This is a genomic window from Acinetobacter sp. LT1, from assembly GCF_059800965.1.
The window spans coordinates 16,118-33,712 of the sequence record NZ_JBBAXE010000024.1; the positions used below are offsets into that span (position 1 = coordinate 16,118).

The following is a 17,595-nucleotide window of genomic DNA, read 5'->3' on the forward strand; positions in this document are numbered from 1 at the left end:
GAGAGAAATAATGCGTTTCCCTACCTTAGTTTTTGATATTGAAACTTTAACTGATTTAAAAGCGGGTGCGCATTTATATCATCTTGATTTACCTGAGGCCGATGTAGAGCAAGCATTGACGAAAATCCGTCGCCAAGAATCAGGTATGGATTTTCAGCGTTTGCCTTTACATGAAATTGTTTGTATTTCTGGCCTATGGATCGATGAGTCTGGTTTTAGATTATTTTCTTTTAGTCGAGAACAATATTCTGAAGCCGAAATTTTACAGAAATTTCTATCTATTTTTGATAAGCGCCATCCGACTCTAGTAAGTTGGAATGGTTCACAATTTGATTTGCCAGTTATCCTATTTCGCGCTATGTATCATGGGCTCTCTGCACCCGGTCTGTTTGATCAAGGTGAGATTGATAGCCAGAAGCGTTTTAATAATTACCAAAACCGTTATCACCATCGCCATATAGATTTAATGGACGTGATGGCAATGTTTAATGGTCGTAATTTTCAAAAGCTTGATGATATTGCCTGTATTTTAGGTTTACCGGGTAAGCGTGGTGAGTCGGGTTATCATGTGCCTGAATATGTTCGTAATCAACAGTGGTTAAAATTGACGAGCTATTGTGAAGGGGATGTGCTCAATACATGGTTTATTTATTTGCGTTGGTTAGTACTAAAAGGCCAATTAAATGCAGATGAGCATAACCATTGGATCAGTTCGAGTATTGAATATTTACAGACTATGCCACAGCAGGCCGACTTCCTTGAAGTATGGGAACGTACTTCGAAACATACTGAATTTACTTCTCACTATTTTAATTCTTCAGATTTTTAGGTTCATTCTTTGAAACAACAAGCCAAATCTCGCAACCTTCAACAGCCTGAATATATTTTTCAGGTTGAAACACTTTCTCATGAGGGGCGTGGAATTGCGCATTATGGTTCTCATCCTGAGCACCCTGCAGATAAGCATGGCAAAAAAGTTTTTATTCGTTATGCATTGCCAGGAGAAACTGTAAAGGCTCAGATTACCCATCAAGCGAAGCGTCTTGAAGAAGCTGAAATGTTACAGTTGTTAGGAGAACCTTCAGCACATCGTATAGAGGCAATTTGTCCTCATTATGGTATCTGTGGTGGATGTAGCATGCAGCATATTCATCCTGATGAACAAATCCGTTTAAAACAAAATGTACTCCAGTCACATTTACAGCATTTTGCAGGTATTCAACCTGAACAGTGGCTAGAACCGATTCGATCTTTACAAAGTGATTATCGTCGTCGTGCTCGAATAGGCGTGCGCTATTTGCCAAAACCAGATCGCTTAATCATGGGTTTTCGCGAACATCATAGTAATCGTTTAACTTCGATCCATAGCTGTAGTGTTTTGGATAAAAACTTATCAAATAGTCTGCCTGAGTTACGCACTTTACTCCAAAGTCTAAAAGGCAAAGCGCACATTGGTCATGTAGAATTAGCAAAAGGTGATAATGAAATTTCTTTATTGGTTCGTCATGTAGAAAAATTAAATAATTCTGATGTCAACCAATTAAAGCAATTTGCGTTACACAAAGGGTGGCAGTTGTATTTGCAACCTAAAGGTCCTGAAAGCATTCGTCGTATTGATGATGAACAAGGTGCTTTACGTTTACATTATGCCTTAGAAAGGTTTAATGTAAATTTTGCTTTTTCGCCATTGGATTTTACTCAGGTCAATGCCACAGTAAATGAACAGATGGTTCAATTGGCATGTGAATTGCTTCAGTTGCAACCAGGTGAAAAGGTACTTGATCTATTTTGCGGTTTGGGCAATTTCTCACTCCCGTTAGCACGATGTGTTGGTGAGAGTGGTCAGGTTGTCGGTGTTGAAGGGAGTGAAGAAATGGTGCAGCGAGCAACAGCTAATGCGAGATGCAATAGTTTGGTGCAAGCAACCTTCTTTTCACAAGATTTAACAAAAGATTTTTCGCATCATTCTTGGGCAAATCAAGGATTTGATGCATTATTGATTGATCCTCCTCGTGCTGGTGCATATGAAATTATGCAGTATGTATCAAATTTTGGAGCAAAAAGAATCGTTTATGTATCATGTAATCCAGCTACACTGGCAAGGGATGCGGGTGTTTTGGTCCAATATGGTTACCAGTTAAAAAAAGCAGCAGTGATGGACATGTTTACGCATACCGAACATGTTGAATCCATTGCACTATTTGAAAAAATTCAAGAGATAAACGATTAAAAACATGAGTTACATATTGAGGAGAATGGTATGGTCACAGTACGTGAACAGTTACCTGAACAACTAACCGAGTTGTCAGAGGAAACGACTGTAGAGCATGCCGCCGAAACGCAAATCGGTTTAGCCTCATGGTTGGATCGGGTGCGTGAAATATTAGATGGGGCGGAGCTTGAACAACTTGAAAAAGTCGCTCATTTAACCCTGCAAAAAGAGTTAGATTCAACGGTTAATCATCGTTCCAATACTTTTGCTACAGGCGTTGGAATGGCCGACATTCTGGCACATCTCCATGTAGATGAAGATACTTTATCAGCAGCAATGCTTTATCGTAGTGTGCGTGAAGGCATTACCGATATAGAAGAAGTAAAACAGAAATTCGGGGAGCAAGTTTACAACCTTGTCAAAGGTACTTTGGCAATGGGTAAACTCTCAGAACTTATTGAAAAAAATAAACGGTTAGAAGATCACTTTAATAATAATCAACGAGAACATCTAAGCGGCATTTATAAAATGCTGATTTCGGTGACCGAAGATGTTCGTGTTGTTTTAATTAAACTTGCTGAACGTACTTATTCTTTGCGAGAGCTTGCAAATTCCTCTCGTGAACGCCAAGAACGTGTAGCGCGTGAAATTCTTACTATTTATTCGCCGTTGGCACATCGACTTGGTATTGCTCAGCTTAAATGGGAGCTCGAAGATCTAGCATTTCGCTATTTGGCTCCAGATCGCTATAAAGAGATTGCTTCATTACTCAATGAAAAGCGTTTAGAGCGTGAGCATTATATTCAGTTCGTCATTGACCGTTTGAAAAATGAGTTAGCGTCTTACGGCATTGAAGCTGAAATTACAGGGCGTGCAAAACACATTTATTCGATTTATCGAAAAATGAAGAGCAAAAACCTGAGCTTCGACCAACTTTATGACATTCGTGCTTTGCGTGTGTTGGTCAATAGTGTGCCAGAATGCTACCACTCTTTAGGTATCGTACATCAAATCTGGCGTCATATTCCGCATCAGTTTGATGACTATATTACAAACCCGAAAGCCAATGGTTATCGTTCTTTGCATACGGCTGTAATTGCTGAAAACAAATCTCTTGAAGTGCAAATTCGTACTCATGAAATGCATGATGAAGCAGAGTTAGGTGTATGTTCACACTTTAACTATAAAGAAGGTTCAAAGAATACCGACCATTCCTTTAACCATCGTTTGCATTCATTACGTGCTGTTTTAGAACACTATCAAGAACGTAATGAAACGACGGTACATCAAAACGAAGATGAAACAGAAGGCTTTGAACAGTTACAAGACTTTGAAGGCTTTGAGAAGATTTATGTTTTCAGTCGTGATGGTGATATTAAAGAATTGCCGCGTGGCTCAACAGTTTTAGATTTTGCCTATCATGTGCATACAGAAGTAGGGAATAAGTGTTATGCCGCGCGGGTCAACCAGCGTTATGTGCCACTGACCTATACTTTAAAAACGGGTGAGCAGGTTGAAATTTTAACTAAAAAAGATCGTGAACCAAACCGTGACTGGTTGGTGAACTCTTTGGGTTATATCAAAACCTCTCGTGCACGTGATAAGTTGCGTCATTGGTTTAGACAGCAAGACCGTAGTAAGAATCTTGAAGTAGGCCGAGAACTGCTTAATAAAGAGTTGGCTCGTCTTGCGATTCACCCAAAAAGTATCGACCTAAATGATTATTCATCACATTTTAATGTGAAGACTGGCGACGACATTTTGGTGAATCTGGTCAGTGGCGATATTAGCTTACATGCCCTGATTAATCAGGTGAACCGCCAAATGCATCTAGATCAGGATGAGCCTGAACTAGTACTTAAACCAACGTTAAATCCGCGTGCTAGCCATACGCTATCAGCACATGGCATTTTAATTGATGGCTTGGATAATGTAGAGCTGCACATTGCTCAGTGCTGTCAGCCGGTGCATGGTGAATCAATCGCTGGATATATTACTTTGAACCGTGGTGTCAGCATCCATAAAGTCATTTGTTCTGACTATCAGCGTATGATTAAGCAAGAGCCAGAGCGTGCTGTAGAAGCTGATTGGGAAATGCAGCCAACACGTGGTCAAAGCGTTCAAATTGTGGTGGAAGCTTATGATCGTCGTGGTCTGCTTAAAGATTTAACTCAAGTGATTTTCTCTGACCAAATCAATATTCGGCAGGTTAATACAATTTCTGAGGCAGATGGTATTGCTAATATGAAGTTGCTCATTGAGGTTAAAGGTTTAGCACAGCTTTCTCGCTTATTGGCACGCTTAGAGCAGCAACCTGGAATTATTAGTGCGCGACGCATGATTCAAGGCGTTTAATAAATTGAGTAAAAAGGCTGTCAAATGACAGCCTTTTTATTGCAAATTACTTTCTAGATAAATAAATATTGGTTAGTCGATTTAGAAATTGTGGGCTCAATGTTGAGAGCTGATAAAGCAGTTTGGTTTTTATACCCACTGGAGTATGGGTAGGCATCCAGAAATGAGCCTTTTTCTTTACAAGCGTAAGCACCTGCTGAGCAATATCATTTGGGGTTAAATCTATCCCCATATTTTGAATAGTGCCTGCATCCATATTGTTAACCATTGCAGTTTTTACAAATAGCGGCATCACATCTAAAACGCGAATACCATATTTTTTCCATTCCACATCTAAACCTTCAGTAATCCCGCGAACAGCAAATTTACTGGCTGAATAAGAGATTAAATCAGCTTGACCATAAATTGCAGAAGCCGAAGAGAGGTTGATAACGCGTGCAAAAGACGCTTGCTTTAAGTAGGGTAGAGCAGCGTGACAGCCATTGATTACGCCGTTTACATTAATATTTATTGTTCTTTGGTGAGCTTTAATATCAGTTGCTTCAAATGCACCAGAATATAAAATACCGGCATTATTTACCAAGATATTAAGTTCACCAGCCCATTCGGTAAATTCTTTTAATATGTGTTGCCACTGGCTGTAGTCACTTACATCTAGATAGCCGGCACGGGCATTTGGCCCTAAGTCATTTGCTAGTTCCTGAGCAAGCGATTCATTAATATCATAAATACCTACTTTATATCCTTGTTTGTAGAATACGCGTGCAATTTCAGCCCCAATACCTTGAGCGGCACCACTAATCAGAATACTGTATCTCATCTTTTTTCTCTTTGTCAGTACAATAGTGCGACTGATTTAATCGCTTTGATTTTGATCATAACAAATTAAAATCTTAGTTTGACTGACCGACTTTTTAAACTTGAGGGTTACCATGGATAAATTGCTTAAAATCATGCAAGAGTTACGTGAAAAATGTCCGTGGGATCAACAGCAAACTCCAATGTCACTGACTAAATATGCGATTGAAGAAGCATATGAAGTCGAGGCGGCCATTCGTCAGGGTGATATTAATGAAATTAGAAATGAACTAGGCGATTTGTTATTGCAAGTTGTGTTTCAATCACAAATGTTTAGTGAGCAAGGCGCTTTTAACTTTCAAGATGTTGTTGAGGCAATAAGTGAAAAGTTAATACGCCGCCATCCACATGTTTTTCAGGCAGATCAATTTAATAATTTAAGCCCAGAACAAGTAAGTGAGCTTTGGAAACAAATTAAACAACAAGAAAAACAAGGCAAGCCGCAATCAAGATTAGATGAAATAAAGCATGGGCCAGCATTGTTACAGGCACAAGAAATTCAAACAAATGTAGCTAAGGTTGGGTTTGATTTCGAAACGGTAGAAGATGCCTATGAAAAACTAGAAGAAGAGTTGGATGAGTTTAAGCAGGCCCTAAAAAATCAAAATATTGATGAAATTCAAGAAGAATTTGGAGATTGCCTGTTTTCATTAGTCAATGTTGGACGTAAACTTGCGATTTCAAGTGAAACATCACTTTTATCGACAATACATAAATTTAGAAGCCGTTTTGCTTTTATTGAAGATCAAGCGCAAAAACAGCAAAGAACATTAGAGGACATGACCCTGTCTGAAATGGATGAATTGTGGAATCAGGCAAAGCGGCAGTTAAAGTTAGGGGAAAAAACACATGCAGCTCAGCATGAATCTTTGGAAGAATAAGCACAATATTTTCATTGTTTTATTTTGGAGCCTGATTTCTTCAACCTTTATTCAGGCTCAATCTTTTGATCAAAATTTTAAGGAGTGGAAGACTAAACAGCAGAGGTATGATCAGAAGTTGAGCATGCAGCATTCCTCTCATTCTAACAGTCCAAAAAGTTCAGTTATGACTGATTCGTCAGGGCAAATTCACTTGAATCAAGCCAATATTGATGAGCTCCAAAAGCTAAAAGGTATTGGTGAGAAAAAGGCTCAGGCAATTGTGGAATACCGTCAAAAGAATGGTGGCTTTAAAAATATTGATGAATTTAAAAACGTAAAGGGCATTGGTCCCGCCATTTTTGAAAAGAATAAAACGCGTTTGACTTTATAAATCATCTGTCTGTCAATTATCATTTCATGCGCAAACTACAGAGAATCAAATTGCCCTTTGTGTGCGTTAGAGCTATGATTAGCGACAACTTGTTATTTACGTCCTGACGTAGGAGACAGCGTCTTTTGCAAACCTTGCGAGCGTCAAAATGTGGTTTGTCCACAGCCCAACTTCCTTCTTCGATTTTAGATGTGATCGATAGCCTGACTAAAGCTGGCTATGAAGCTTATATTGTTGGGGGTGGTGTCCGTGATTTAATGCTAGGGCTTAATCCTAAAGATTTCGATGCAGTCACTAATGCAACACCTTCCCAGATTAAAGAAGTTTTTGGTCGACGTTGTCGAATCATTGGCCGTCGATTTGAATTAGCACATGTCTATTCAGGGCGTGAGCTTATTGAAGTTGCAACTTTCCGTGCTCCTCCAAAAAAAGCAGTCACTAGTGCTTCAGGCATGATTTTACGTGACAATAACTGGGGAACCATCGAACAAGACTTTGCTCGCCGTGACTTTTCAATCAATACGCTATATTACCAACCGCGTAAGAGTATTGTGCTTGATTTCTGCAAAGCAATTGACGATGTAAAAAATAAAACTCTACGTTTATTAGGCGATCCGGCACAGCGCTTTGAAGAAGACCCTGTGCGTATGCTGCGGACTTTACGTTTTGCAGCGAAGTTAAATTTTAAAATTGATTCAGATATTCTCGATATATTTGATGCAGAGATGACGCAACTATTGCGTGATGTTTCTCCGCATCGTTTATATGATGAATCTCAGAAGCTCTTTACAATGGGACATTTGGCGCGTGTTTTGCCAATGTTGATTGAGTTTGGTGTTTGGAAACAACTCTTTGCTGATATTCAGCCTAACCTCACTCCATTTATTTTAAGAGCAGCAAAGAATACAGATCAGCGTATTCAAGTGGGTAAAACAATTAACCCAGCATTTTTCTACGCAGTCTTATTGTGGCAACCATTTTTAGAGCGTTGTGAATTTTATTTATCTAAAGGTGTGGTACCAGCTGAAGCGCGTGCACAAGCTGGTTTAGATGTCTTAAAACGTCAGGCAACCCGCACTGTGATTCCTCGTTTTGCAGAAACTTTTATTCGTGAAGTTTGGGAAATGCAGACCCGTTTGCTTAACCCGAAACCACAGCAAATTGAAGCATTGGCTGGACATGCGCGTTTCCGTGCTGGTTTTGACTTCTTGTTACTTCGTGAAAAGTCAGGTGATGACACAACACAGGGGATGGGAAGCTGGTGGGAAGCCTACCAAGAAATGTCGAATGACGAAAAAGAAGCTGCAATTAGCCAGTACAATCGTCAGAAAGCTAGAAACCGTCGTAAAGCCGTTGCTGAACCTGTTGAAAACAATAAAGTTGAGACGGAAATCGAACCTTTGGTTGATATTCCTGAACCACGCAGCCGTCGTGGGAAAAAAGAACGTGCTCGACAAGAACAATCGATGGGTCGTTTCGTTGAAAAAGCCTCTGCTACAGAAACTGGGGTGATGAGCGACCATCCGATTTTGAAGCGTAAGCGTGTACAACGCGATTTAAGCCAAGTTATTTTTGGGCCAACGCAATGACAACGAAGACCTATATTGGTTTAGGAAGTAATTTGGGTGATTCACGCCAAATCTTATCTGAAGCCATTGCTAAGCTTAAAACTTTAGGTGGAGTGAAAGTTTCTAAACTTTATCAAAGTCCACCTATGGGTCCTCAAGATCAACCAAATTATTTAAATGCAGTTGCAGAGCTAAATACCGATCTCACTCCTTTAGATTTGTTAGATCAGTTACAACGATTTGAGCAAGAAGCTGGTCGTGTACGCCTTCGTCGTTGGGGAGAGCGTACCTTAGATCTGGATTTGCTTATATATGGTGATGAAAAAATTCAAAATGAGCGCTTAACTGTGCCACACATTGGAATTTTAGAGCGAGATTTCGTTGTAATTCCTTTATTAGATTTAGACGCTGATTTACATATTAACGATCAGCCACTTAAAAATTTAGAACTCATACAGCAGCCCACGCTGACTGTACTTGCTGATGAGTCTTGGGCTTAAAACCAGACTTATTACGTTCTGCAAACTCCTGTAGAGGATACCATCATGATTAGTCTAAGTGACTTAAGAAAATTTAAAGCCGAAGGACGTAAGTTCTCTTGTCTAACTTGTTACGATGCGAGTATGGCAAAAGCAATGGAACTTGCTGAAATTGATACAATCTTAATTGGTGATTCTCTTGGAATGGCAATTCAAGGTCGTGACTCAACTTTACCTGTAACTGTTGAGGACATGGCTTATCATACGGCGGCGGTGCGTCGTGGTAACCAGCATGCTTTGATTATGACTGACTTACCATTTATGAGTTATGCCACTTTAAATGATGCTTTGCAAAACGCAAGAACAGTTATGCAAGCTGGTGCTCAGATGATCAAAATCGAAGGCGGCGCTTGGCTAGGTGAAACTGTACAAGTGTTAACTCGTAATGGTGTACCTGTGTGCGTACATTTAGGTTTAACTCCTCAATCTGTACACGTATTTGGTGGTTACAAATTACAAGCTAAAACACGTGAAGCAGCTGATCAACTTATTGCTGACTGTACGGCAGTGGTTGAAGCAGGTGCAGCAGTTCTATTGCTTGAATGTGTTCCTGCTCAGTTGGGACAAGAAATTGCTGAACTATTTCCAAATACACCTGTGATTGGTATTGGTGCGGGTAATGCGACTGATGGTCAGGTACTTGTAGTACAGGACATGTTGGGCTTAACTTTTGGTCGAGTTGCGCGTTTTGTCCGTAACTTTATGAAAGAACAATCTGGCGAAACAGCAATCCTAGACGCTTTTAAAGCTTTTCATGCTGCTGTGCAGGACCAGTCATTTCCAGCCAAAGAACATACTTTCCACGTTGAGCTGTAATTCATGAAAACAGAAACCACCATACAAGGTCTTGCAGCTTCTTTAAATCCTGCTAGAGCTGCGCGTAAAATTATTGGTTTTGTCCCAACAATGGGAAATCTACATGAAGGACATCTCACACTTGTTCGTGAAGCGAAAAAGTTATGTGATGTTGTGGTTGTTAGTATCTTCGTAAACCCAACTCAATTTGGACCGGGTGAAGATTTTGATAACTATCCTCGTACTTTAGAACAAGATAGTCGTCTATTAGCTGATGTAGGTTGTGACATTATTTTTGCACCATCAGTCGAGCAAATGTACGGTACTCAGCCGCGTTTAACCAATATAAGTGTTAGCCAAATTACTGATGCTTTATGTGGTAGTTCACGTCCTGGGCATTTTGATGGCGTAGCTTTGGTGGTCACCAAACTCTTTAATATTGTGCAACCTAACTATGCTTTCTTTGGTCAAAAAGATTACCAACAGTTAGCAGTGATTCGCCAGTTTGTACAAGATTTAAATATCCCGCTAGAAGTAATTGGTGTGCCAATTGTTCGTGCAGCAGATGGCTTAGCTCTTAGTTCAAGAAATGGTTATTTAAGTCCAGAGCAACGTCAGGTCGCTCCGGTTATTTATCAAAGTTTAAAGCAAGCTGAGCAGCAGTTACATCAAGGCAAAGATCTACAACAAGTTTTAGAAGATATCAAAACTCAGTTGACAGATAATGGGTTTGTTGTGGATTATGTCGAAGCTCGTCAGTCAAATCTGTTACCTGCTACTCAGTTTGATCGTGATATTGTGTTATTTGTCGCGGCAAAATTGGGTGCAACACGTTTGATTGATAATTTAGAAGTTGCCTTTACACCCCAATAAACAGATCAAAGGACAGCCATGCCATGAAGCGTATACTTATCGTGACAGGACAGTCTGGTTCAGGAAAATCTTCAGCTCTCCAAGTGTTAGAAGATTTGGGCTATTACTGTATTGATAATTTGCCTTTGGCATTGCTGCCCGAAATTGTAGCAAAGCTAGATCATGAAAATAATCTAGAACAGTTGGCATTAGGTGTGGATGTTCGAAGCACTCGTGCAGATATGCAAGAGTTCGATCATGTTTTTGAGCAACTACAAAAACATGGCACAGTTGATGTGATTTATCTGACTACGCAAGATCAGGATTTGATCGCACGTTTTAGTGCATCACGTCGTCCGCATCCATTAGCCAATCGTTTTAAAAGTCTGTTGCAATGTATTCATGAAGAAAAGCAGTTACTGCTCCCAATTCAGTTCCGCGCTACGGTTCATATTGATACAACAGATAAAAGTGTGCATGATTTAAAGCATATTTTACTGTCTAAATTGGGGCAGTCAGATAAGCTCATCGTGATATTGCAGTCATTTGGATATAAACATGGCATTCCTTTAGATGCTGATTATGTTTTTGATGTACGGCATTTACCAAATCCGCATTGGGATTTAGAATTGAGACGTTTTTCTGGTTTGGATGAGCCAGTAAGACTATTTTTAGAAGCAAGTCCGCAAGCAAACGAAATGTTTGATGATATTCTTCACTTCTTAAAAAAATGGCTTCCAGCATTTGCTGAAGGACATCGTCACTATATGACGATTTCTATTGGTTGTACTGGTGGTCAACATCGTTCCGTTTATATCGTAGATAGACTAAAACAAGCACTTGAGGCAGAATGGTCTGTTCAGGTCTTACACAGAGAAATGAAGCACTGGTCATGATAGACACAACTGTTGATGTAATTAATAAACTCGGTTTACATGCTCGTGCATCAGGAAAACTGATAGAGGTCACTACAAAATTTCGTTCGTCAATCCAAATTGGAAAAGGCGATCATTTAGTAGATGCAAAAAATATTATGTCTTTGCTGATGTTAGGTGCAGGTAAAGGGACCACTTTACGATTGGTCATTGATGGTACCGACGAAGAGCAGGCATTAAATGAAGTACAGGCGTTATTCGCCGCAAAATTTTATGAGGCAGATTAATCGTGGCACGTCGTCCCCAACGTTATACTGAAGAAGATTTTGGCTCTTTAGAAGGACGTGCAAGTAAGACAGAACAGAAAAAAGCAGTTCAACGTATGGCTGCTTTAGGCGAGCAGTTAGCACAACTTTCTATTAAACAGATTCAAAAACTCCCAGTAGATGAACGTTTAATTGATGCGTTAATGGAAGTACAGAACATTAGTTCTTTTGAAGCTCGTCGTCGTCAGTTTCAACGTATTGGTAAATTATTGCGCAATGAAGATGAGACCGTTATTTTGTCTTATTTAACTCCGCAGCAAGGCGCAAAAAAGCAGGCTCAATTGATGCGTTGGGTTGATCGTATGATCGAACAAGGCGACCCTGCAATTAATGAATTTAGCAAAATTTATAATGCATCGGAACGTCACACATTGCGTCAGCATGTGTTGAGAATCAAGCGTGATAAGACTCAAGAAGTGAGTGAAGCAGAGCTTGAGGCATCAAAAGGTAAATTTGTTAACTATGTGCAGCAAATTGCCTTATTGTCTGATCAAGGCTAATTGCTCTTCAATAGTAAAAAGCGACGCTCAAGGCGTCGCTTTTTTTATTTATATATTTTCAGCCCGTTCTTTTGCCCATTCACGCAAAATGAATTTCTGTAATTTACCTGTCGAGGTTTTTGGAATTTCTGTAATAACCACATCTTTAGGTACTTTAAAGCGCGCTAATTCTTTTTGGCAATGTGCAATAATTTCTTCAGGTGTTGCTGTAGCACCCATCTTTAACTCAATAAACGCGCATGGTACTTCTTGCCAACGTGCATCGGGTTTAGCGACTACCGCAGCGGTTAATACAGCAGGGTGTTTATACAACACATCTTCTACTTCTAAAGATGAAATGTTTTCTCCACCTGAAATAATAATGTCTTTCGAACGATCAGTAATTTTTGCATAACCATCTGGGTGGCAAACGGCTAGGTCGCCCGTATGAAACCATCCGCCAGCAAAGGCTTCTTGAGTTGCTTTAGGATTCTTTAAATAGCCTTTCATGACAATATTGCCACGGAACATGATTTCTCCCATGGTTTGACCATCATTAGGCACAGGTTCCATAGTCTCGGGATCTAACACACGCATGCTGTCTTGCAACGGGTAGGGTACGCCTTGACGGGAATGAAGTTGGGCTTGTTCAGCAATTGATAGCTCATTCCATCCAGATTGAGAAGCGCATAGAGCAGAAGGTCCATAAGTTTCTGTTAAGCCATATACATGGTTTACGTTAATCCCCATGTTTCGCATCCCTTCAATAATGGCAACAGGTGGAGCTGCCCCAGCAACCATGACTTCAACATGGTGATCAAAGTTCGTTTGTTTTTCTTTAGGTAAGTTAAGAATCATTGAAAGAACAATAGGCGCACCACAGAAATAATCAACTTTATGGGCTGCAATCAATTGCATGACTAATTCTGGATCAACTTTGCGTAAACAAATATTGGTTCCACCACTTGCTGCTATGCTCCACGCAAAACACCAGCCATTACAATGAAAGAGGGGGAGTGTCCATAAATACACAGCACGCGGTTTCATCCCACAAGCCAAGATATTGCTTGCAGCATTAAGATAAGCCCCGCGATGATGATATACCACGCCTTTGGGATTACCTGTAGTGCCAGATGTGTAATTTAAGCTAATCGCATCCCATTCATCTTCTGGTAAATGCCAAGAGAAGTTAATATCGCCTTGAGCGATCCACTCTTCATATTCAAAAGAACCTAAAAACTGATTTTCGTCTTCATATTCTGTATCAGCTACATCAATCACAATAATGTGTTGATTCGGAATAAGTGAGAGGGCCTCTCTTGCTAAATTCACAAATTCAGGGTCAACCAACAGTACTTTACTTTCAGCATGTTCCAACATGAAAGCGATTGTTTTTGCATCTAAACGTGTATTGAGAGTATTAAGTACCGCACCAGCCATAGGAACTGCGAAATGCGCTTCAATCATGGCTGGAATATTTGGCAATAAGACAGATACCGTATCATTTTTCTCAATTCCCAGTTGCTTGAGCTGAGATGCAAATTGACAGCAGCGCTGATAAGTTTCTTTCCATGAAATTTGACGCTTACCATGAATAATCGAAGCTTGATCTGGGTAAATATAAGCCGCACGCTCTAGGTAGCGTAGAGGTGACAATGCAACAAAGTTTGCGGGTGTGCGTGGTAACTCATCATAAGCACTAACCATGTGAAACAACTCCGTGTTCTATTTTTAACTCATTCTTTGAACATATGATTTAATATTAATCAAAGCATCTATGCTTTAGTCTTAAAGAGCGATACCCTCCAGTCAAAAAATGAGCAGAAATGCTATTTTCTTCATCTTAAACCACTTGTGTTAAACATGTTTAAAAATCATCTCAATATATTTTTAAGTCATTTATTGCTGTTTACGCGATAAGCAAAATGTATTTATGATTTTATGGGCTCAAAGGTTTTCACATTGCTTGAACAAGTGTAAAATCTTTCAGGTTTTTTAACTTTGATTTACACCGTTTTTATATTTTGAGGTTCGCCTCGATCATAATCTCGCGGTGAAATGCTCCTTCGTATAGGGCATCACTCCTTAAGGATTTTTTTATGCCAATTATCACATTGCCAAATGGCGATCAAAAGAGTTTTGATCACGCTGTATCTGTTATGGAAGTTGCCCAAAGTATTGGGCCTGGTCTAGCAAAAAATACTGTTGCTGGCCGTGTAAATGATCGCTTAGTTGATGCATGTGACTTAATTACCGAAGATTCGACCTTACAAATTATCACTCCAAAAGATGAGGAAGGTCTTGAAATTATTCGCCACTCTTGTGCACACCTTGTAGGGCATGCTGTTAAACAGCTTTTCCCGGAAGCCAAGATGGTGATTGGTCCAGTCATTGAAGAAGGTTTTTACTACGACATCTGGATGCCACGTCCTTTTACTTTGGATGATATGGCAGCTATCGAAGAGCGCATGAAAAAGCTCATCGATCAAGATTATGATGTCGTTAAAAAAATGACACCACGTGATGAAGTTATTGCTGAATTTACTGCGCGTGGCGAAGAATATAAATTACGCTTGATTGCAGACATGCCTGAAGAAACACAAATGGGCTTGTACTACCATCAAGATTATTTGGATATGTGCCGTGGTCCACACGTACCGAATACCAAATTCTTAAAATCGTTCAAGCTCACTAAAATCTCTGGTGCATACTGGCGTGGTGATGCGAAGAACGAACAGCTTCAACGTATTTATGGTACAGCTTGGGCAGACAAAAAACAGCTCGCTGCATATATCAAGCGTATCGAAGAAGCTGAAAAGCGTGACCATCGTAAAATTGGTAAAGCTTTAGACTTGTTCCATATGCAAGAAGAAGCACCGGGTATGGTGTTCTGGCATCCAAATGGCTGGACTATTTATCAAGTACTTGAACAATACATGCGTAAAGTTCAGCAAGACAATGGTTACCTTGAGATTAAAACACCACAAATTGTAGACTTTACATTGTGGGAAAAATCAGGACATGCGGCCAACTACGCAGACAACATGTTTACGACTCATTCTGAAAATCGTAACTATGCGGTTAAGCCAATGAACTGCCCATGTCATGTGCAAGTGTTCAACCAAGGTTTGAAGTCTTACCGTGATCTACCGATTCGTTTAGCAGAGTTTGGTTCTTGTCATCGTAACGAACCATCAGGTTCTTTACACGGCATTATGCGTGTACGTGGCTTTACACAAGATGACGCACATATTTTCTGTACTAAAGAGCAGATCGGTCAAGAAGTTGCTGACTTTATTAAGCTGACTTTAGAAGTTTATAAAGATTTTGGCTTTGAAGAAGTGCAAATGAAACTTTCTACACGTCCAGAAAAACGTGTGGGTGATGATGCACTTTGGGATATGGCTGAAAAATCTTTAGCAGATGCTTTAGATGCAGCGGGTCTCGAATGGGAATTACAACCTGGTGAAGGCGCGTTCTACGGTCCGAAAATTGAATTCTCATTGAAAGACTGTCTCGGACGTGTATGGCAGTGTGGTACTATTCAGTGTGACTTCAACTTACCAGAACGTTTAGATGCGTCTTATGTGACTGAATACAATGATCGTGATCAGCCTGTAATGTTGCATCGTGCAATTCTTGGCAGTTTTGAGCGTTTTATTGGTATACTAATTGAACACTACGCTGGTTTCATGCCACCTTGGTTGTCGCCGTTACAAGCATGTGTCATGAATATTACCGACTCTCAAGCTGAAGCTTGTGAGAAAGTCGTAGCAAAACTCAAAGAAAATGGCCTTCGTGCTATTTCTGACTTGAGAAATGAAAAAATCGGATTTAAGATTCGTGAGCGTACTCTAGAGCGTATTCCTTACCTATTAGTTCTTGGTGATCGAGAAGTTGAAGAAGGTACAGTGAATGTGCGTACCCGCTCAGGAAAAAATTTAGGTACTATGTCAGTAGATGCATTCATTGACTTAGTGAAGTCTGCCGTCGCCGAACGTGGCCGGTATATTGTGGAGTAAGAAAGATTAAACAGCCTGACCGTAACCAACAACAAGGTGCAAAAAGCAACCGTCCAGCAATTAACGACGAGATCCGTGCAAAAGAAGTACGCCTCGTTGGTGCTGACGGTGAGCAAAAAGGAATTGTTTCATTAAATGAAGCACTGCGCGCTGCTGAAGAGGCAGATCTTGACCTAGTTGAGATCGTTGCAAACGCCGAGCCGCCTGTTTGTAAAATTATGGATTACAACAAGCACTTGTTTGACCTTAAGCAGAAGCAAAAAGATGCGAAGAAAAAACAGCATCAAGTGCAAGTGAAGGAAATCAAACTGCGCCCTGCAACTGATGTTGGTGATTATCAAGTTAAGCTTCGTGCTATTTTGAAATTCCTTGAAGAAGGAAACAAAGTGAAAATCACTTTACGTTTCCGTGGTCGTGAAATGGCTCACCAACAACTTGGCTTAGCTCAATTACAAAAAATTGAAGCGGATGTCGCTGAGTTTGGGGTTGTGGAACAAGCACCTAAAATGGAAGGCCGTCAAATGGGTATGTTACTTGGACCGAAAAAGAAAAAGTAATACTCAAAAAAAGCACTGCAAAAGCAGTGCTTTTTTATATCCTTATCATAATAAAAAAAGATGATTTAATTTTCTCTGTTCAGTTTTATTTAAGACAATTGCTATATCTTTTAAAAGAAATTCAATTCTTGAATTTTATGTATTTTTTAGTGTTGGAAATCTCATCGTCCCTCTTAAAACATGCTATAACGCAAGACGCAGTCATGATAACGATGAATAGGAAAATAGAATGATTGATCTATATTATTGGGGAACTCCCAATGGACATAAAATCACAATTGCCTTAGAAGAAATGGGACTAGACTACACTCTTTACCCAATCAATATTTTAGAAAATGATCAATTTCAACCAGACTTTCTGAGAATTTCTCCAAATAATAAAATTCCGGCGATTGTTGACCAAGATGGACCTCGTGGTGAGCCAATTTCAATATTTGAATCAGGTGCGATCCTGCAATATCTAGGTCGAAAAACTGGATTATTTTATCCAACTGATGAGCAAGAGCGAGTTGAAGTTGAACAATGGCTCATGTGGCAAATGGGTGGGCTAGGGCCTATGCTAGGGCAGAATCATCATTTTAACCGCTTTGCACCAGAAAAAATTCCATACGCTATAGACCGCTATGTAAATGAGACTAAGCGCTTATATGGTGTGCTGAATAAGCAGCTCATTGGCCAGAAGTTTGTTGCGGGTGAATACTCGATTGCTGATATGGCAATTTTACCTTGGATCTTGCGCTATGAATGGCAAGGTATTCAGCTAGAGGATTATCCTTATGTGCAAGAATATATTGTTCGCTTGACGGCACGTCCTGCGGTACAAAAAGCACTATCAATTAAAGTTATTTAACTTTTATTGGTAGCGTAATGAATAAAGTGAAAGGTGATTTGGTCTAATTTAAT

General features: G+C 39.9%; 17 protein-coding genes. 15 read left to right on the forward strand and 2 right to left on the reverse strand.

What is annotated here, in order from left to right; genetic code table 11:
- Positions 1–10 precede the first annotated feature (10 nt).
- Genes WBW42_RS17705 through WBW42_RS17715 form a run of 3 tightly spaced genes read left to right on the forward strand, consistent with a single transcriptional unit; the run spans position 11 to position 4,567 of the window.
- The gene (locus WBW42_RS17705) at positions 11–829 is read left to right on the forward strand and encodes a 3'-5' exonuclease (RefSeq protein WP_005066255.1); all 819 of its coding nucleotides are present in this window, start codon (positions 11–13) and stop codon (positions 827–829) included.
- Between the two features lie 9 nt (positions 830–838).
- Positions 839–2,230, forward strand: a complete 1,392-nt coding sequence (gene rlmD / locus WBW42_RS17710) for a 23S rRNA (uracil(1939)-C(5))-methyltransferase RlmD (protein ID WP_032057525.1) — start codon at positions 839–841, stop codon at positions 2,228–2,230.
- Between the two features lie 30 nt (positions 2,231–2,260).
- Complete coding sequence (locus WBW42_RS17715; RefSeq protein ID WP_002117181.1) at positions 2,261–4,567, forward strand: RelA/SpoT family protein; 2,307 nt, start codon at positions 2,261–2,263, stop codon at positions 4,565–4,567.
- 46 nt (positions 4,568–4,613) lie between these two features.
- Here the strand turns inward: WBW42_RS17715 and WBW42_RS17720 are convergent, their stop codons facing one another.
- Positions 4,614–5,387 carry an SDR family oxidoreductase gene (locus tag WBW42_RS17720; RefSeq protein WP_014208394.1) on the reverse strand — a complete coding sequence of 258 codons (774 nt, stop codon included), beginning with the start codon at positions 5,385–5,387 and terminating at the stop codon, positions 4,614–4,616.
- A gap of 112 nt (positions 5,388–5,499) precedes the next feature.
- On the opposite strand from WBW42_RS17720, the gene mazG reads away from it, so the two are divergent.
- The 9 genes from mazG to yjgA all read left to right on the forward strand — a co-directional run bounded on the left by mazG (position 5,500) and on the right by yjgA (position 12,134).
- Positions 5,500–6,306 carry a nucleoside triphosphate pyrophosphohydrolase gene (mazG, locus tag WBW42_RS17725; protein ID WP_032057523.1) on the forward strand — a complete coding sequence of 269 codons (807 nt, stop codon included), beginning with the start codon at positions 5,500–5,502 and terminating at the stop codon, positions 6,304–6,306.
- Positions 6,275–6,679, forward strand: a complete 405-nt coding sequence (locus WBW42_RS17730; protein ID WP_032057521.1) for a ComEA family DNA-binding protein — start codon at positions 6,275–6,277, stop codon at positions 6,677–6,679. The genes mazG and WBW42_RS17730 overlap by 32 nt, the downstream gene beginning before the upstream one ends.
- A gap of 125 nt (positions 6,680–6,804) precedes the next feature.
- Positions 6,805–8,268 (forward strand): polynucleotide adenylyltransferase PcnB, encoded by a 1,464-nt coding sequence (gene pcnB, locus WBW42_RS17735; protein WP_032057519.1) that lies wholly within the window; start codon positions 6,805–6,807, stop codon positions 8,266–8,268.
- Positions 8,265–8,747 carry a 2-amino-4-hydroxy-6-hydroxymethyldihydropteridine diphosphokinase gene (gene folK, locus WBW42_RS17740; protein ID WP_032057517.1) on the forward strand — a complete coding sequence of 161 codons (483 nt, stop codon included), beginning with the start codon at positions 8,265–8,267 and terminating at the stop codon, positions 8,745–8,747. The genes pcnB and folK overlap by 4 nt, the downstream gene beginning before the upstream one ends.
- A 45-nt stretch (positions 8,748–8,792) precedes the next feature.
- A complete protein-coding gene (gene panB / locus WBW42_RS17745) occupies positions 8,793–9,602 on the forward strand; it encodes a 3-methyl-2-oxobutanoate hydroxymethyltransferase (RefSeq protein ID WP_032057515.1) in 810 nt (269 codons plus the stop codon).
- A gap of 3 nt (positions 9,603–9,605) precedes the next feature.
- Positions 9,606–10,454, forward strand: coding sequence for a pantoate--beta-alanine ligase (gene panC / locus WBW42_RS17750; RefSeq protein ID WP_032057513.1), 849 nt, complete (start codon positions 9,606–9,608; stop codon positions 10,452–10,454).
- 23 nt (positions 10,455–10,477) lie between these two features.
- Positions 10,478–11,329 (forward strand): RNase adapter RapZ, encoded by an 852-nt coding sequence (gene rapZ, locus WBW42_RS17755; RefSeq protein ID WP_002117179.1) that lies wholly within the window; start codon positions 10,478–10,480, stop codon positions 11,327–11,329.
- Complete coding sequence (locus tag WBW42_RS17760; protein WP_000567533.1) at positions 11,326–11,595, forward strand: HPr family phosphocarrier protein; 270 nt, start codon at positions 11,326–11,328, stop codon at positions 11,593–11,595. The genes rapZ and WBW42_RS17760 overlap by 4 nt, the downstream gene beginning before the upstream one ends.
- Before the next feature lie 2 nt (positions 11,596–11,597).
- Positions 11,598–12,134, forward strand: a complete 537-nt coding sequence (gene yjgA, locus WBW42_RS17765; protein WP_019767969.1) for a ribosome biogenesis factor YjgA — start codon at positions 11,598–11,600, stop codon at positions 12,132–12,134.
- A gap of 48 nt (positions 12,135–12,182) precedes the next feature.
- On the opposite strand, the gene WBW42_RS17770 is transcribed toward yjgA, so the two are convergent.
- On the reverse strand, positions 12,183–13,820 hold the full coding sequence (locus WBW42_RS17770; RefSeq protein ID WP_032057510.1) for an acyl-CoA synthetase: 1,638 nt from the start codon (positions 13,818–13,820) through the stop codon (positions 12,183–12,185).
- A 392-nt stretch (positions 13,821–14,212) separates the two neighbouring features.
- On the opposite strand from WBW42_RS17770, the gene thrS reads away from it, so the two are divergent.
- The 3 genes from thrS (at position 14,213) to WBW42_RS17785 (ending at position 17,542) form a co-directional block, all read left to right on the forward strand.
- The gene (gene thrS / locus WBW42_RS17775; protein ID WP_230445075.1) at positions 14,213–16,135 is read left to right on the forward strand and encodes a threonine--tRNA ligase; all 1,923 of its coding nucleotides are present in this window, start codon (positions 14,213–14,215) and stop codon (positions 16,133–16,135) included.
- 5 nt (positions 16,136–16,140) lie between these two features.
- Positions 16,141–16,692 carry a translation initiation factor IF-3 gene (gene infC, locus WBW42_RS17780; RefSeq protein ID WP_075383312.1) on the forward strand — a complete coding sequence of 184 codons (552 nt, stop codon included), beginning with the start codon at positions 16,141–16,143 and terminating at the stop codon, positions 16,690–16,692.
- A gap of 229 nt (positions 16,693–16,921) precedes the next feature.
- Positions 16,922–17,542, forward strand: a complete 621-nt coding sequence (locus WBW42_RS17785) for a glutathione S-transferase N-terminal domain-containing protein (protein WP_002117212.1) — start codon at positions 16,922–16,924, stop codon at positions 17,540–17,542.
- The last annotated feature ends 53 nt before the right edge of the window (positions 17,543–17,595 follow it).

Coding starts and splice junctions, on each gene's coding strand:
- WBW42_RS17705 (WP_005066255.1), top strand. CDS start 11: ATGCGTTTCCCTACCTTAGTTTTTGATATTGAAACTTTAACTGATTTA.
- WBW42_RS17715 (WP_002117181.1), top strand. CDS start 2,261: ATGGTCACAGTACGTGAACAGTTACCTGAACAACTAACCGAGTTGTCA.
- WBW42_RS17720 (WP_014208394.1), bottom strand. CDS start 5,387: ATGAGATACAGTATTCTGATTAGTGGTGCCGCTCAAGGTATTGGGGCT.
- mazG (WP_032057523.1), top strand. CDS start 5,500: ATGGATAAATTGCTTAAAATCATGCAAGAGTTACGTGAAAAATGTCCG.
- WBW42_RS17730 (WP_032057521.1), top strand. CDS start 6,275: ATGCAGCTCAGCATGAATCTTTGGAAGAATAAGCACAATATTTTCATT.
- folK (WP_032057517.1), top strand. CDS start 8,265: ATGACAACGAAGACCTATATTGGTTTAGGAAGTAATTTGGGTGATTCA.
- panB (WP_032057515.1), top strand. CDS start 8,793: ATGATTAGTCTAAGTGACTTAAGAAAATTTAAAGCCGAAGGACGTAAG.
- panC (WP_032057513.1), top strand. CDS start 9,606: ATGAAAACAGAAACCACCATACAAGGTCTTGCAGCTTCTTTAAATCCT.
- rapZ (WP_002117179.1), top strand. CDS start 10,478: ATGAAGCGTATACTTATCGTGACAGGACAGTCTGGTTCAGGAAAATCT.
- WBW42_RS17760 (WP_000567533.1), top strand. CDS start 11,326: ATGATAGACACAACTGTTGATGTAATTAATAAACTCGGTTTACATGCT.
- WBW42_RS17770 (WP_032057510.1), bottom strand. CDS start 13,820: ATGGTTAGTGCTTATGATGAGTTACCACGCACACCCGCAAACTTTGTT.
- thrS (WP_230445075.1), top strand. CDS start 14,213: ATGCCAATTATCACATTGCCAAATGGCGATCAAAAGAGTTTTGATCAC.
- WBW42_RS17785 (WP_002117212.1), top strand. CDS start 16,922: ATGATTGATCTATATTATTGGGGAACTCCCAATGGACATAAAATCACA.